13 protein-coding genes and 1 pseudogene are annotated in these 15,707 nt (G+C 45.5%); 8 read left to right on the top strand and 6 right to left on the bottom strand.

The features are described from left to right. The first annotated feature begins 85 nt into the window (after positions 1-85). Together EII14_RS08475 and EII14_RS08470 are read left to right on the top strand one after the other, a co-directional pair. A complete protein-coding gene (locus tag EII14_RS08475) occupies positions 86-436 on the top strand; it encodes a CidA/LrgA family protein (protein WP_124932102.1) in 351 nt (116 codons plus the stop codon). Further along, a complete protein-coding gene (locus EII14_RS08470) occupies positions 417-1,112 on the top strand; it encodes an LrgB family protein (protein ID WP_124932101.1) in 696 nt (231 codons plus the stop codon). Before EII14_RS08475 ends, EII14_RS08470 begins: the two co-directional genes overlap by 20 nt. Before the next feature lie 1,093 nt (positions 1,113-2,205). Here EII14_RS08470 and dnaB read toward each other — a convergent pair. From dnaB to EII14_RS08455, 3 genes are all read right to left on the bottom strand, one after another. Further along, a complete protein-coding gene (gene dnaB / locus EII14_RS08465; RefSeq protein WP_124932100.1) occupies positions 2,206-3,774 on the bottom strand; it encodes a replicative DNA helicase in 1,569 nt (522 codons plus the stop codon). Positions 3,775-3,779: 5 nt separating this feature from the next. After that, positions 3,780-5,246 carry a hypothetical protein gene (locus EII14_RS08460; protein ID WP_124932099.1) on the bottom strand — a complete coding sequence of 489 codons (1,467 nt, stop codon included), beginning with the start codon at positions 5,244-5,246 and terminating at the stop codon, positions 3,780-3,782. Positions 5,247-5,387: 141 nt separating this feature from the next. After that, entirely contained in the window at positions 5,388-6,836 is a 1,449-nt protein-coding gene (locus tag EII14_RS08455) for an aminoacyl-histidine dipeptidase (RefSeq protein WP_124932098.1), read from the bottom strand. A gap of 105 nt (positions 6,837-6,941) precedes the next feature. Here EII14_RS08455 and EII14_RS08450 point away from each other — a divergent pair, with 105 nt between their 5' ends. The 6 genes and pseudogenes from EII14_RS08450 to EII14_RS08425 all read left to right on the top strand — a co-directional run. Continuing rightward, a complete protein-coding gene (locus tag EII14_RS08450; protein WP_124932097.1) occupies positions 6,942-7,151 on the top strand; it encodes a hypothetical protein in 210 nt (69 codons plus the stop codon). A gap of 35 nt (positions 7,152-7,186) precedes the next feature. Beyond that, a complete protein-coding gene (locus tag EII14_RS08445) occupies positions 7,187-7,786 on the top strand; it encodes an OmpH family outer membrane protein (RefSeq protein WP_124932096.1) in 600 nt (199 codons plus the stop codon). A gap of 239 nt (positions 7,787-8,025) precedes the next feature. Continuing rightward, the gene (gene fabD / locus EII14_RS08440) at positions 8,026-8,928 is read left to right on the top strand and encodes an ACP S-malonyltransferase (protein ID WP_124932095.1); all 903 of its coding nucleotides are present in this window, start codon (positions 8,026-8,028) and stop codon (positions 8,926-8,928) included. Between the two features lie 85 nt (positions 8,929-9,013). After that, positions 9,014-10,720, top strand: coding sequence for an alpha-amylase family glycosyl hydrolase (locus tag EII14_RS08435; protein WP_124932094.1), 1,707 nt, complete (start codon positions 9,014-9,016; stop codon positions 10,718-10,720). A 91-nt stretch (positions 10,721-10,811) separates the two neighbouring features. Next, positions 10,812-11,642 carry a 4-(cytidine 5'-diphospho)-2-C-methyl-D-erythritol kinase gene (ispE, locus tag EII14_RS08430; protein ID WP_124932093.1) on the top strand — a complete coding sequence of 277 codons (831 nt, stop codon included), beginning with the start codon at positions 10,812-10,814 and terminating at the stop codon, positions 11,640-11,642. A gap of 833 nt (positions 11,643-12,475) precedes the next feature. Next, positions 12,476-13,024: pseudogene (locus tag EII14_RS08425) on the top strand (site-specific integrase); the annotation flags it as partial. 78 nt (positions 13,025-13,102) lie between these two features. Here EII14_RS08425 and EII14_RS08420 read toward each other — a convergent pair. Genes EII14_RS08420 through EII14_RS08410 form a run of 3 tightly spaced genes read right to left on the bottom strand, consistent with a single transcriptional unit; the run spans position 13,103 to position 15,263 of the window. After that, positions 13,103-14,248, bottom strand: a complete 1,146-nt coding sequence (locus EII14_RS08420) for a hypothetical protein (protein ID WP_124932092.1) — start codon at positions 14,246-14,248, stop codon at positions 13,103-13,105. Between the two features lie 29 nt (positions 14,249-14,277). Continuing rightward, positions 14,278-14,604: a hypothetical protein gene (locus EII14_RS08415; protein ID WP_124932091.1), complete on the bottom strand. Its 327-nt coding sequence runs from the start codon at positions 14,602-14,604 to the stop codon at positions 14,278-14,280. A gap of 17 nt (positions 14,605-14,621) precedes the next feature. Beyond that, positions 14,622-15,263 (bottom strand): hypothetical protein, encoded by a 642-nt coding sequence (locus EII14_RS08410; RefSeq protein WP_078737601.1) that lies wholly within the window; start codon positions 15,261-15,263, stop codon positions 14,622-14,624. Positions 15,264-15,707: the final 444 nt, after the last annotated feature.

The raw sequence follows: 15,707 nt of genomic DNA, 5'->3' as shown, positions 1-15,707 counted from the left end.
AGACTTCGAGCATACGCACCTCGCGTATGCTTTGATGTTTTTGAGAAAAACTCCCGATACAACACATCTATAAAATCGAAACATAATGGTCAAACAATGTATGATTATTTTCAGCTGTCTGGCACTTGGAGAAGCTCTGGTTTGGCTGACGGGCATCAGTTTTCCGGGAAGCATCGTCGGAATGCTTCTCCTCACCGCATTTCTCCAAATGGGGTGGATAAAGATAGAATGGGTAAAAGGAATATCCGACTTTCTCGTCAGTAATCTCGGATTTTTCTTTGTGCCTCCCGGCGTGGCGTTGATGCTCTACTTCGATGTGATTGCCGCCGAATTTTGGCCGATCACGATAGCCACAATCATCAGCACCATACTTGTATTACTCGCTACCGGTTGGACACATCAAATTGCACGTCGTCATGGAAATTCTCGAAAATAACTTTGTACTGATCGCCATAACCTTTTCCACCTATTTTGCAGCCAAGAAACTGCAACAACACACCGGCCGGGTAGCACTAAATCCGATATTGCTGACCATTGCCGCTTTGATCATTTTTTTGAAAGCCACGGGCATCAGTTACGCCACATACAGCAAAGCCGGTTCTCAAATCGACTTTTGGCTCAAACCTGCCATCGTAGCCTTGGGCGTGCCGCTGTATTTACAGCTCAAAGTCATTCGCAAACAGATCATTCCCATTCTCTTGTCACAGTTGGTGGGTTGCGTGGTGGGAATTGTGTCGGTCGTCGTGACCGCCAAATGGCTCGGAGCTTCGGAAACGGTCGTTGTCAGTATTGCCCCCAAGAGCGTCACCACCCCCATAGCCATGGAAGTGGCGGCTGCACAAGGAGGCATCCCTTCGCTGACAGCTGCCATCGTCGTCAGTGTCGGACTTTTCGGAGCCGTCTGTGGTTTTCGCGTGTTGCAGGTAGGCAGGGTCAAAAGTCCCATAGCCCAAGGGTTGAGTATGGGTACGGCTTCTCATGCCGTCGGCACATCAAGAGCAATGGAAACCGGTGCAAAATATGGAGCATTCGCCGGAGTAGGTTTAATTCTCAACGGTTTGCTCACCGCCATATTGACACCGATCATACTGAGCTTGTTGAAGTGGCTATGATCAGCCTACTTTGATGCGCCCTAAACCACAGCAAAACTCACGACCGAGAACCTCGAAACGGTCTGTCGGCATATTAAATTCTATTTCTGACAGCAAAAGACACCATACATGAGAAAAGACCTTTTCAGACAATATCGAAAGCCCAATTCATTGAAAAAAGAAGCAAGCGAGAGTTTATGAAAATTAGATCAGTGACAGATATTTCTACATAACGAGTAGAAATTTTTAAGTAACGAGTAGATTTTTCTGCTCGTTACTTCGTTTACACAGCTTTCGGAGTAAGATGGTGTTCCGACGCATTAAAAACATATCCGTACAAATCGAAGAGAAGGTGAGGCCATTCTTCGTGAAAGAGCAACTTTCAGCCTATACAGAGAGTTTTTCTTATTTTTGTCTACATTGTCTACACTTTCCTTGTTAAGTTGTAGATATATAGATGGTTGCGAATGTAGACAATGCGGAAAATTACCTACATTCGTTGCTGCAACCTACACACTGCGTCGGGAAGACGTGCAAAGGCGCGAAATCGTTCGTGTAGGCAGTGTAGGTTTTGGGAAAATCTGTCTACATTCATTTCTATCTGTGTGTCATTGACTTAACAATTTGTTGTATACACTTTCATTTCGCTGAATTTCAGTGAGATGAAACGCGTAGTGTATGTTTTTCGGCATTTTTACGAAAAGAACCTTGGAGAGGCCCGCATAACGAGCGATTGCCCCTCTAAAAACCACGTTTGACGTATTGCCCAAGGTTCGTTCGAACACATCAGAGAAAATAGGGTGTAGTTTTGCCTCGACTTTGTTGTGGTGGAGATGTGGTTTTGCTGCGGCATCACCATACGGATTTTGTCGTTTTTATGGAAAATCCTCAGAAAGATGAATGCAAAATTTGGGCAAGAGCAAGTAAAATCACCGAAACACAAGAAACGTCTTTATTTGACGCGAGGAGGCTGCTTTTTGAAAAAGAAAGCCCGAAGCCCCACGACACGAGGCTTCGGACAAGATTTTTATGCGGTGTTGAAGTTTGTCGAACAGCAATACTCCCTAAACACGGTAAAGGAAAGCAGTTGCAGAATTTTGATGATAAACAGTGTTTAGAAAGGCACCTGTTCGGCAGACATTCCGGAGAAAGGAGCATCGGGAAACGGAGGGACGTCCGAGAGTTGGAAGTCATCATCCATGGCGATGCTTCCGCCCGACATGGGCAAAGCGACGTTTTCTCCGGGTAAAGGTTCGGCGATGCTATCGTCCGGATTTTCAAAACGGGCATACTGCCCTTTAAACGTCAGCAAAATATCGCCAACGGCACCGTTACGGTGTTTTGCAATAATGATTTCTGCCTTTCCGCGCAAATCATTGCCTTGGTCGTCTTTGAAAATACGATAATATTCCGGTCGGTGAATAAACAACACCATGTCGGCATCTTGCTCAATGGCACCCGATTCTCGCAAATCGGAAAGTTGAGGACGTTTCGCTTCATTGGTCGTTCCGGGGGTGCTGCCCACTCGGTTTTCCGTTCCGCGGTTAAGTTGCGAAAGTGCCAAAATCGGGATATTGAGTTCTTTGGCAAGGCCTTTTAGCGACCGGCTAATGGTGGAAACTTCTTCTTGACGGCTTCCGAAGCTCATGCCCGAAGCATTCATCAGCTGCAAATAGTCGATCATGATCAACTTCACCCCATGCTCTCTCACCAATCGCCGCGCTTTGGTGCGAAGCTCGAATACAGAAAGCGAAGGGGTATCGTCCACAAACATGGGCTTACCATACAAATCTTTGATTTTATTGTCCAATTGTGCCCATTCATAGGGTTCGAGCTGTCCGCTTTTTATTTTCTCGGCGCGTATTTCGCAAGTATTCACAATCAGACGATTGACAAGCTGAACGTTGGACATTTCCAAAGAAAACAATGCCACCGGAATGCCTTGATCTATGGCGATGTTCTTGGCCATGGATAAGGCAAAAGCGGTTTTACCCATGGCCGGGCGTGCGGCAAGAATTACCAAATCGGAGTTTTGCCAACCGGAAGTCATCTTGTCCAACTGATGAAAACCGGATGCAATACCCGACATGCCATCGCTGCGAGCCGCCGCCTTGTGCAACATTTCATAGGCGTCGTTGATGATGACATCTATCTGACTGTAATCTTTCTTTAAGTTGAGTTGCGAAAGTTCAAAGAGTTTTCCTTCCGCCTCTTGCATCAGTTCATCGATGTCTTGCGTGGGGTCGAAGGCCTTATCTTGGATATTTCCGGTGTAACTGATGAGTTCGCGAGCGGTGGCTTTCTGCGCGATGATGCGGGCATGATACTCAATGTGTACCGAAGAAACGACTCCTTGCGTGAGCTGTGCCAAATAAACGGGGCCTCCGGCTTCTTCAAATTGGTTGGTGGAGCGAAGCTGTTCGGAAACAGTGAGCAAATCGAGAGGTTTCTGCTCGATGTTCAATCTGCGCACGGCGTCGAAAATGATTTTATGCCGCGGATCATAAAAACTTTCGGGCTTCAAGATCTCACTGACAATGGAATAAGCATCTTTTTCGAGCAACAAAGCTCCAAGAACTACTTTTTCAAACTCCAAGTCCTGCGGCTGCAAGCGGCCGAATTGATCTTGAACTTGTGCTGTTTTCGCTCTGTTGGTGCTGTATTTTTTTTGAGGTTGCGGCATGATTATTATTTTTCTGTGGAGAGCGGTAGGGCTTCATAACATCCGATGTCGGGTGTTCCGTCGAGGAAGCGATTGTTCCCCAAACGATCATGGGGATATAAGGTGCGGGAAACCGCAGGGTCGGCTTTGTTTACGGCCGAAGAGTGCGGAGAAAGCAGGAAAGAAAAAAGCAGCTTTTTCAGGTCGAAGCCGGGAGAAAAATGCTTCGCTTTCCCCTGATCGTCCGGCAGTTCTTCTTCAAAAAGGCACTTTATCAGATTTTTATCCTCGGTCTTGGGCGTATTGAGCAAACAATGATTGAATTTATAGTTGAAAGGCTCATCTTTGTAGCGTGCAGACGGTTCGCCCATGATGTCATCGGACGAATATCCGGTAATCAGACAATTACTGAAATCTGCCTGCCACAAGGGGAAACGCTTTCCTCCGTCATGATTGGAAAACCTCACGGCCACTCCTCCCTGTCCTTGAAACACGTAAAAACGGCCGATGGTGCAATGGGTGAAAGAATGCTTTCCTCCTATCAGCCTGACACAATCGCCTCCGGCATTCGTGATTTGGGTATTTCCCACGATTGTGTTGCACATTTTGGAAGAGAAAGCCTCCGCCTCTACATTGTGTATGATCGAGTTTTCCAACAGCAGTTTAAGAGGTGTGGCATCGGCGGAATCACATCGGATGCCAAATGCACCGCTGTGAATATCACAATAGTTCAATTTGTTTTCGGTGCTGGTCGAAGCAAACACCACTCCTCCCCATTGGTTGGGGATACGGTCATAAGGCTGGTTGGAAAACATATTCCCCAACCGATCGCCTCTCATTTCGATCGGTGCTTGAAGCGTACCTTCTGCCAATAATCTGCCGCGAACGATCAAAGAGGCCGTTGGGTGAAACCACAAACGGCACCCCGAAGACAACGTTAAGGTAACTCCTTCATCAACGACCAAACTGTCAAAAATTTGATAGGGACGTTCGGAAGAGAGCACGGTGTCTTTTTTAAGCACAACGCTTCTCATTATCGTAACGCGCTGACCGCTACCCTTCAACATCATTTTTTGCAAAACTCCGCTCTCCAACTGAAAGAACAAAGTTTCTTCAAGTGCGCTCGGCAGATTCGAATCGGTAACGGGGGCGGTCAATTCTGCAAAAATTCGCAGACTGTCTCCGCCCAAAATCTCCAAATCCGTTGTTTCTCCCTCTTTCAAGGAAACCCCATCAATGTTGAGGCGAAAAAAAGAAGACTTGCCCTTTTCCAAATAAATCCGACGGATACGAATACCTTTCGAATGATGATTGAAAACTTGAAACGTATGCGTACCGGTCGGTTCTCCCGCAATGACCGTGTCAAACGACAAAGTGTCGGTAGAGAAAGTCAAGCGGGCAGACGCATCAAGCGTGTAGTCCTCCTCACTCAAACAAGAGTAGAGAAGGACACACAGCACTATATTTACAATAAAAAGGAAAAAACGTTTCACGAAAAAACGAGATTTTATTTTTGGCTTCAAATTCGGCTTCAAGCACAAATTCTCCTCCACATCCGCCTCCGGCATTTCTCCCCGTCTTTCAAAGAAAGAAAAAGAGAAATGCCGAGCAGGCTGATCGGAAAGCGGATATTATTACCGAGCCGGAATGTTTTGAAGAATATCTACCAAATGATCCCAAACCAATTGAACCGTCGGAATCAACAAACGTTCGTCGGGCGAGTGTACTCCGCGCATCGTGGGGCCGATACTGATCATGTCCAAATGAGGATATTTCTCACTAAACAATCCACACTCCAAACCGGCATGAATGGCTAAGATCAAAGGCTCTTTGGAGAAGATGCGCTTATAACTGTCTACCGCCACTTTGAGGATCTCGCTGTTGGGATTCATCTTCCAACCGGGATAACCCTCGTTGGTCACACATTGACCTCCTCCGAGTTCAAAAGCCGCTCTCACGATCGAAGCCATATTGTCCAAATTGCTGGCTACGCTCGAACGCTGCGAAGTCGTAACGATGACTTGATTGCCTTGGCGACGAATGTTGGCCAAATTACTCGACGTTTCCACAAAATTCTCTAAGTCTTGACTCATCGCAAAAACTCCATTGTGTACAACGACGAGGCTCTTCACCATTTGTCTTGCCGGAATTTCGGCCAAACATTTTTCAGGGCAGACGGCTTCTTCCATGCCAATCAGCATATCCGGCTCCGTTGTCGAAAACTCCTCTTTTGCGTTGTGTTCAAAAACTTTCAGTTCGTCTTTCAGTTGCTCCTTGAACGAGGACGAAACGGCAATGATGGCCGTGGCTTCGCGAGGAATGGCGTTGTGCAAACCGCCGGCTTGAATATCAATAATTCGCACATCCGTCTTTGTCATCATATTATCAATGAAGCGCACCAAAAGTTTATTGGCATTGGCACGTTTTTTATTGATATCGTCTCCCGAATGTCCTCCCGTCAAACCTTTCACGTAGAGTTTTACGGCACAGAAGTTTTCGGGCATTGCTTCTTCTTCTATGGTAAATGTGGCTTCGGTGCGCACACCACCCGCACAGCTCACAAAAATCTGGCCTTCGTCTTCGGAGTCAAGGTTGATCAGATAATCGCCCGACATAAATCCGGCTTTCATCCCCATGGCTCCCGTCAGTCCCGTTTCTTCATCGCTGGTGAATACACACTCGATAGGGCCGTGCTTCAAATCCGTGGCTTGAAGAACAGCCATTTGCATCGCCATTCCGATACCGTCATCGGCTCCCAATGTGGTACCTTTCGCTTTCAACCACTCACCATCCACATAGGTTTGAATGGGGTCATTGTCGAAATCAAATTCCACATCTTTGTTTTTCTCACACACCATGTCTTGGTGGCTTTGCAGAATCACCGTCTTGCAATGCTCATAGCCGGGAGTGGCCGGTTTCTTGATCAGCACGTTACCGGCATCGTCCATTTTCGTTTCGAGTCCCAAATCTTTTCCGAATTGCACAAGAAAGGCTTGTATTTTCTCTTCTCTTTTAGAGGGACGGGGCACCGCATTGATCATGGCAAAACAATCAAAAACGGCCTTAGGCGAAAGTTTAATCATATTTTTGTCGAATTAGGTTTGTTTTTCCACATTTTAAATTGTGCAAAAAACTTGTTATTTCAATCGGGTTGTGGTATATTTGCACCGCAAATTTAGAAAATTATTATGGAAAAGATACTTCTCCCCACATTAATTATTGTTGGAATATCGGTAGCGTTGCTCTCTGTGGGGATTTTTATCAAAGGTAAATTTGTAAATGGGCATGTAAGTTCGAACAAAGCTCTTGCACGCGAGGGAGTGCATTGCGCCACTACCCAAGACCGCGAGAGTCGCACCGAAAACCCACATGCCGTTAAAGAACATCCTTCGCTCTGACTTTTTATCTTTTCCGCAACATAATACGCATCATCATGACTTCCAAATCTTTAATGATAGTTGCTTTGTCGGCATTAGCATTTGCGACAAGCTGCAAAGACGAATCCAAAACTCCTCAAAAAGAAGGAGTGGAAAAAGCTGCCGCTCCCATCACCGGCAACAAAGAGATCGCTTTTGTGGAAATCGACTCCTTATTGACACAATACACCTTCTGCATTGAACAAAAGACCGAACTCGAATCAAAGAGCAAGCAGTTTGAAGCGCAAATGGCCGGCAAGATGAGCCAAATAGAAAAAGCGTACATGGAGTTTCAACAGAAAATGCAAAATGGCGGCTTTACTTCTCAGGAACAAGCGCAAGCCGCACAACAACGCATTCAAAAGCTCCAACAAGACGGTGCCCAGCTGGAACAACGGCTGACCAAGCAAATGGCTTCCGAACAAGAACACTTCAACAACACCCTGCGCGACAGCTTAAAGTCATTCCTCAAAGACTACAACAAGCAAAAAAGATATAGCATCATCGTTGCCAAACAGGGGGACAATCTTCTGTATGCGGACGAGAAATTAAACCTCACCAAAGAAGTGATCGAGGGAATGAACAAGCGTTACAAAGCAGCACAAAAGAAAAAATAAGCAACTTGGTATCTTTCGGCATTCCCGAAACATGTCGGCACATCGGCCGCATGTTTCGGGAATGTTTTTTGAACTATAACTCTCAGAACGACTTCCGAGGCGATGCAATTACACTATTTTTTTATTGAAATCTTCATAAGTCGGTAGTTTTTCCTTATATTTGTCATCCTCATGGGCAAAAAGAAAGGTTTTCTTCGCCCGCACAAGATTGAATCGCAATAATTTTAATCAGAAAAAATATGAAAGCATACGTTTTCCCCGGTCAGGGTGCCCAGTTTGTGGGTATGGGAAAAGAACTTTACGAAAATCACCCCATTGCCAAAGACTATTTTGAAAAAGCCAACGAAATTCTCGGTTTCAAAATCACCGACATCATGTTCGGCGGTACCGACGAGGAACTCAAACAAACCAAAGTCACTCAACCCGCAGTTTTCCTGCACAGCGTGATCAGTGCGTTGTGTTTGGGCGAAGACTTCCGCCCCGATATGGTGGCCGGCCACTCCTTGGGAGAACTTTCGGCACTCACCGCCGCCGGCTGTTTGAAATTTGAAGACGGGCTTCGCCTCGTTTCCAAGCGCGCTTTGGCCATGCAGGCCGCTTGCGATGCACGTCCCGGCACCATGGCCGCCGTCATCGGGCTGCAAGATGCAGAGATCGAAAAGATCTGCAAGTCTGTCAGCGAAGAAACCGGAAAAGTCGTCATTTGCGCCAACTACAACTGCCCCGGGCAGCTGGTCATCTCCGGAGAAAAGGAAGCTGTGGAAACGGCATGTACCCGCCTCAAAGAAGCCGGAGCAAAACGCGCCTTGATCCTTCCCGTTAGCGGAGCTTTTCACTCCCCGCTTATGCAGCCGGCCAAAGAAGAATTGGAGGCAGCGATCAACGAAACAACATTTCAAACCCCGAAATGCCCGGTTTACCAAAATGTCGACGGCGCGGCTCACACCGAGCCCGAAGAGATCAAAGCCAACCTCATTTCTCAGCTGACCGCTTCCGTGCTCTGGACGAAAGAGATCAACAGCATGGTGGCCGCAGGTGCCACAGAGTTTACCGAGTGCGGCCCCGGAAAGGCTTTGCAAGGCATGATTTCCAAAATCTGCCATGGCAATGGCGACGTCGTCGTAAAAGGAACGAACATGTGACCTCATTTTTCACGATGATGCCGATGTGTCATGTCCGCAGGCATGGCGCATCGGCATATTTTATACTCTTCCGCATTCGAAATACATGAACATCTATCAGGTCTTCACCCGAATATACGGAAATCCCATTTCCGCCAACAAAGAAGGAGGCTCATATTCAGAAAATGGGTCTGCCAAGATGAATGATTTCACCCAATCGGCATTAAAGCGCATTCGAGATTTCGGCTTTTCCCACATTTGGTACACCGGCATCATTGAGCATGCCACCCAAACCGACTATTCCCAACACGGCATCCGAAAAGACCACCCTTGGGTCGTCAAGGGGAAAGCCGGATCGCCTTATGCCATTAAGGATTATTACGATGTCGATCCCGACTTGGCGGTCGATGTCACGCATCGTATGAAAGAGTTTGAGCATCTTGTGGAGCGAACTCACCAAGCCGGTCTTAAAGTGATCATTGACTTTGTGCCCAACCACGTTGCACGACAATATCATTCCGATGTTGCTCCGAAAGGTGTGGAAGATTTGGGAGCATCCGACGACGTTCAAATGCACTTTTCGCCCTCCAACAACTTCTACTACTGTCAAGGCGTCTCTCTCTGCCTCGACCACATCAACAAAGAAGCGGAAGTGCCCCTCCCCTATTCGGAGCACCCGGCCAAAGCCACCGGAAACGATCATTTTTCTGCCTGCCCTTCTCAAAACGATTGGTACGAAACGATTAAGCTCAACTACGGAGTGGACTACTCCGCCGGCCGCTCCCCCCACTTCTCCCCCATTCCCGACACATGGCTCAAAATGACACATATTTTGAGCTTTTGGGCGGCCAAGGGAGTCGATGCGTTCAGATGCGATATGGCGGAAATGGTGCCGGTCGAGTTTTGGCACTATGCCATTACGAAAATAAAAGCGGAATATCCTCACATCGAATTTATCGCCGAGGTCTATAATCCCGCACTTTATCGAAACTACATTCACCACGGAAAGTTCGACTATCTTTACGATAAAGTCGGACTTTACGATACGCTTCGTGCCGTCATCAACCATCAGGCACCGGCAAGCGCCATCACCCATTGCTGGCAGCAGGTGGATGACATCAAGCGGCACATGCTCTATTTCCTCGAAAATCACGACGAACAGCGCATCGCCTCCCCCTTCTTTTGCGGCGATCCTCGCAAAGCCTTTCCGGCCTTGGTCGTAGAATGTTTCATGGGCACCAATCCCGTGATGATCTATGCAGGTCAGGAACTGGGCGAACAAGGAATGGACAAAGAGGGCTTTTCGGGGCATGACGGCCGCACCACGATCTTCGATTATTGGAGTCCTCAAAGCCTGCGCAAACTGGCCTCATTGCCACCGTTGGGCAAAACCGGAACGCCCAAAGCCAAGGCCATACTTACCGATCAAGAATGGGAGATCTACGAGTTTTATCGTCACATTTTGAGATTAAGAACGATGCACCCTGCCCTCGAAAAAGGCTTGTTCTACGACCTCATGTACACCAACTATGCAGGAGAAAGAGGGCTCAACCCCGATCGCCATTTTGCTTTCTTGCGCCGCTCTCCCGACGAGTTGATCCTTTGCGTCGCCAATTTCGGAGAAACGGAAGCTCGCATCGGCGTACATATCCCCAAGCATGCTTTTGAATTTCTTTCACTTCCCGAAGGAGTTTTCGACGGAAAGGACATCATATCCGACACTCCGGCATCCATAACCCTGTGCCAAGACGGCTATTCGGAAATCTGCATTCCGCCTCATCACGCCTCGGCCATTGCCATTGCATTACCGTAGTTTAAGCACAAAACTCCCCATCTCTTTTTCGCTCCTCCGAATAAACAGTCGGCGAATGCCATAAAAACAACCCCACTCACTCTTTCAAGCTATGATTGTATATCCTTGTTGCAAAATAAACATCGGCCTGAATATTGTGGAACGTCGTGAAGACGGCTATCATAACATCGAGACCATTTTCTATCCCATTCCCCTACACGACACCTTAGAAGTCGTATCTCTTCCCTCTTCCAACCAACCCTACCGATTGCACCAAAGTGGGATTTCATTAGACGGCGATTCGTCCAACAATCTTGTCGTAAAAGTCTACAATCAGCTGCGCGAAGACTACAAACAACTCCCTCCCATAGAGATTCGCCTGCATAAAAGCATCCCTTCCGGAGCCGGTTTGGGAGGCGGCAGCAGCGATGCAGCTTTTATGTTGCGTTTGCTCAACGAGAAATACGACCTGCGCATGGACGAGGAAGACATTCAATATCGCCTATCGCGCTTGGGTGCCGATTGTGCATTCTTCTATCACGCACGGCCGGCCTATGCCACCGGCATCGGAGATGAATTAACCCACATCGACTTCGACCTCAGAGGCTGGAACTTGGTGTTGGTGAAGCCCGACATCCACGTTTCCACCAAAGAAGCCTACTCCATGGTGCGCCCCAAGCCGTCTTCACAGAGTCTCCCCGACATCATCTCGCACCCCGTCGAGCTATGGAAAGATCTCGTGAAAAATGACTTCGAAGACAGCGTTTTCCGGCATTATCCCGAAATCGCAGAAATAAAACAAACCCTGTACGACATGGGAGCCGCCTATGCCTCAATGTCGGGTAGCGGTTCCACCGTTTTTGCGCTCTTCAATCGCAGTCAGACAGAATTGGAAGACAGTTTCCAAAACTGTTTCGTCTTCCAAACCCGTCTGCATAAATAGCCCGCTACTCTCCCCTTTTTGAGCTCTCGGCAAAAGCCTATTCCAATCCCGATTGCAAACCTATACATCAGGAAAGGACTTTCAGCCTATGTCGAAAACCAAGTTCATCAAGAAGAAAACCAAGTGGGAGCCGGTGCAATTTAGGTCTGTGATAGATTTTTCTACTCGTTACTCCGTTTAATCTACTTCTTAGGTAAAGTACGTTCCGACGTATTAAAGCCTATTCGGACAAGCCGAAGAGGAAGTGAGGCCATTCTTCGTAAAAAACAAGCAACTTTCAACCCTTACCAAGAGTTTTTCTTATTTTTATCTACATTGTCTACACTGCCTTTATTAAGGCACAGATATATAGACCGTTGCAAATGTAGACAACACGGGAAATCAACTACATTCGTCATCACAACCTACACATGGCATCGAGAGTGTGCAGATGCCCGAAACCGCAACCATGTAGACAGTGTAGGTTTTGGGAAAATCTGTCTACATTCATTTCTGTCTGTGTGTCATTGACTTAGCTTCTGTCAATGTATATCGAAACACCGCCATATACACTCCCATTTCACTGAAATTCAGCGACATAAAAAGAACAGTGTAGGTTTTTCGACGTTTTTACGAAAATACCATTGGGGAAGCCACATAATGAGTTATTGCCCCCCCTAAAAAACACGTTTGACGTGTAGCCAAAGGCAGTCGTCTGCAAAAATATCGGCAAACAGTCTTGGGTTAGCAATTAAAAGTAAAATTCCCTCCTTAACCTCATTTATAAGTAGTCTTCCCTTAAAAAGCCCTAACAAGCGAGAAGTCATCCATCCATGGCTTCTCGCTTGTTAGGGCTTTTTAAGGGAAGACTAGTTAAGCTCTTGGCTTTCCCGTTGCCGGACGAAGGGGCAGAACTAAGCCGAAGAATGTTTCTTTTCTCTGTCTTTACGGGTTTGGCATTTGCTGACTTACAGAGCCTGCGAGCCTCACAAATCGAAACGAATAGTGAGGGAAAACGATATATCCGCAAGACACGACAAAAGACAGAAGTCGAGAGCCTAATCCCACTACACCCGATAGCGGAGCAGATACTTTCACTTTACACCAAGGAGGAGAGCAAGAGGGATTACAAGATATTTCCTGATACGATGAGTAAAGGCAAACTGCTTTCCCATCTCAAGGCCGTGGGCTTGGCGTGTGGCGTTCGCACTCCGCTGGGCTACCACGTTGGGAGGCATAGCTTCGGTACACTGACTTTGGAGGCAGGCATTCCGATAGAGAGCATTGCCAAGATGATGGGACATTCGTCCATTGCTAGCACGCAAATTTACGCCCAAATCACTGACCAAAAGATTGCAAGGGATATGGAAAGGCTGATGGAGAACTGTACGACAGAAAAATGAGATAAGGAGAACTATAAAACCGCTCTCCTTATCTTTTACAGAAAAATCATCAATAGTTGTAATTAGCAGCGAAAGTACTTAATCTTGATCTGCTACATATAATAAACTCGCCTTTGTAAAGCTAAATCGGATGTTGGTATCAACTCCAATTTCTCCTAACATGCTACCAAACATAACTGCAAAAGGATTTTCCATTACTCTCTGTACATCGCGTACTTTTGCTTGAATAATAACCCTGCATGGATAGTTCAGTTTGTCAAAACTTCTATCATTTGTATAAATAGCAAAGTTCTCTCCATCTATTTTCAGCCGTTTGCCATAATTGCCCTGGTCGTCCTTACGGTCTAAATCTTTCACTTCTTTAATAGAATGCACAGTCAAAGCAAAATAATGTAACTCTTTAGACGATATTTCGCTCTTGAATGTTTCATCGAATTTCACAGAGTTGTTTGCAATTTGTTCAACATCTTCAATACTATAAGCAAATTTTATTATTAGCTCCTTTTTAAGTTTATCTATGTCTTCTAACATCTTTACGGGTATCTGAATGGGGGTTCCTCCACCTCTAATATCAATAATTTGAGCTTCAGGTTCGATACTAATGCGCTCCCCTGAGGTTGCATAGAGATAAGATTTTTGGACAAGCCAATAAGGATGTTCGAATATGTTCAGTATATCTTCTGGCAAACCGGTTCTTTCTTGTACTCTATACAGCCCATTTGCCACTGCATAATGTAAAAATACATCTTCTTCAATATCATCTACAAGCACATTTCCTAAGCGTAGTATAGATACAGGCTTCCTCTTACTTATTGGAAGCATTAAAATATCCCCATCAAAGTCATTGATCAATATTGCTAGACTATCATTAGAAGCTCCTATTTTGCCAATTCCCGATATTTCTCCTTTTTGGTTTTCACTAGGAAATATATTTACCGAATCCTTGAATGTGGTAAATAGTTTTGCTCTTTCTTTAGTCTCTAAATTGTAGTAATACAATGTTTGTAGCTTTGAACCCCAATTATCATCTACTTCATTCTCTTCATGTATCCATACAGCATATTTCTCCTTGATACAATAAAAAGCAATAGAGTCGTTAGAGGCCGTTCTTAAACTATCGCTTAATTCTGATAGTGAAGTGTAAGGGTCAAAGCCTTTGCAGGAAGACAGTAAAGAAACAAAAAACACTGCCACCAAAATTGCACAACTAATATATTTTTTCATATTACATTGGATATGAACAGGTTAACAACTTAAGATGCTGCTATTGCTGTTGCTAACAATCCGAATAAGCTAATCGTGATAATAATAGCAACACATGATATACCCAAGCCTGCTATAGCTAAGCCTCTTGGCTTTTTAAACACTCCGACAAAAGAAAGGGTCAGTCCCAAAATCCAAAGTATGATGTTTAGAATAGGTACCCAACAGAATAACAGTCCGATAAGTGCCAACACAAAGCCGGCAACTCCTAGACCATTACTCTGTTTTGTTTCAGCCTGTTGAATAATAATCGTTTGCTGAGGGTTACTTTTTGCAGCACTTGCTTCTTCGATTGCATTTTGCTTTAACTTAGACATTTCCATTTCGATTTAATTTAGAGATTAAGGTATTCGGTGATTATTTTTCCCATAGCTTCTCCATTAGTATAGGAGTAGGCACGATAGAATCCAGGATTGGGTAGCGCAAGTGTCTTAACCCCTTCGAACATTCCGACCTTTGTATAGTTGCCTAAATTCTTAATTTCTGTCACACCTACGGCAGCTAATTCTTTTAGCTCTGTACAGAGGAACAAGATATGCTTAGGTTTAACGATATGAATAAGCTCTCGCAATTTCTGTTGACAAAACATCCGTATCTCTTGGTTTAGAACCGAATTCATTTTTTGTACATTCTGTGTGTTAAAGTAATAGATGTTCATCGTTGTAGCGGTCGCTAATGTGTTTTGCAACAATGGAGTAGTAAAGACACGCGATAGCTTGTGCACCATTTTCAGATTATCTAGACATATATGACCTTCTCGTACGTCGTATATGTTATATCCTTGACTTAGCTCATCTTTCGTCCTCGCTTTCCTAAAAGGGCCACATCCTCCTGGATTGATGCCTATAACCAACAATTCAGGTTCAAAGGTTGGCATAGCACTTTGAAAACAATAATAATCAAGGTTCAGTTGTTCTGCTTTTGGGTTACAAAAGTCCACAACATCGTGACACCATCTCTCAAGCTCCTTTTCCATGAATAATTCCTTGAGGTCTTAGTCCCTCCAGACCTTTAAAGTTTAACATACAGAAGCGTGGAACTGTATAATCCACGTCTTGATGCTCAGGTCCTAGGAAAACCTTTTGTGACAGATGTGGGATAACAGCCCCACGCTATATGCGTGGAGACCATTACACCTTCTCTTGTCACATGATTGAAAGTTTCCTAGGCTTCGAGCATGCAAGAAGAAGACATAACGCCTCTTTTTCTCAAAAATGAGTATATGGTATACTCAATTGCAAAGGTATAATCTTTCCACTACATTCTAAAAGGAATCAAAGCATTTAACACAAAAACGACAGAAGTTTTTTTCAAGAAACGAGAAAAAAGAGGTTCATCCGACATTTGGAGTGATGCGGCAATCGTGCAGCGCATATAGCCTTAACAGAAAATACCTTTCATCCCTAAAACCATAGGCCAC

Origin of the sequence: Alloprevotella sp. OH1205_COT-284 (genome assembly GCF_003859795.1) — a bacterium.
In the GTDB taxonomy this organism is placed as follows: Bacteria; Bacteroidota; Bacteroidia; order Bacteroidales; family Bacteroidaceae; genus Alloprevotella.
Note: the sequence above shows the minus strand (reverse complement) of the source record. Positions and strands in the feature narration are given on the sequence as shown.

Bases quoted from the DNA above. Each gene is read 5' to 3' on its own strand.
- EII14_RS08475 (WP_124932102.1), top strand. From the start codon at position 86: ATGGTCAAACAATGTATGATTATTTTCAGCTGTCTGGCACTTGGAGAA.
- EII14_RS08470 (WP_124932101.1), top strand. From the start codon at position 417: ATGGAAATTCTCGAAAATAACTTTGTACTGATCGCCATAACCTTTTCC.
- dnaB (WP_124932100.1), bottom strand. From the start codon at position 3,774: ATGCCGCAACCTCAAAAAAAATACAGCACCAACAGAGCGAAAACAGCA.
- EII14_RS08455 (WP_124932098.1), bottom strand. From the start codon at position 6,836: ATGATTAAACTTTCGCCTAAGGCCGTTTTTGATTGTTTTGCCATGATC.
- EII14_RS08450 (WP_124932097.1), top strand. From the start codon at position 6,942: ATGGAAAAGATACTTCTCCCCACATTAATTATTGTTGGAATATCGGTA.
- EII14_RS08445 (WP_124932096.1), top strand. From the start codon at position 7,187: ATGACTTCCAAATCTTTAATGATAGTTGCTTTGTCGGCATTAGCATTT.
- fabD (WP_124932095.1), top strand. From the start codon at position 8,026: ATGAAAGCATACGTTTTCCCCGGTCAGGGTGCCCAGTTTGTGGGTATG.
- EII14_RS08435 (WP_124932094.1), top strand. From the start codon at position 9,014: ATGAACATCTATCAGGTCTTCACCCGAATATACGGAAATCCCATTTCC.
- ispE (WP_124932093.1), top strand. From the start codon at position 10,812: ATGATTGTATATCCTTGTTGCAAAATAAACATCGGCCTGAATATTGTG.
- EII14_RS08420 (WP_124932092.1), bottom strand. From the start codon at position 14,248: ATGAAAAAATATATTAGTTGTGCAATTTTGGTGGCAGTGTTTTTTGTT.
- EII14_RS08415 (WP_124932091.1), bottom strand. From the start codon at position 14,604: ATGTCTAAGTTAAAGCAAAATGCAATCGAAGAAGCAAGTGCTGCAAAA.
- EII14_RS08410 (WP_078737601.1), bottom strand. From the start codon at position 15,263: ATGGAAAAGGAGCTTGAGAGATGGTGTCACGATGTTGTGGACTTTTGT.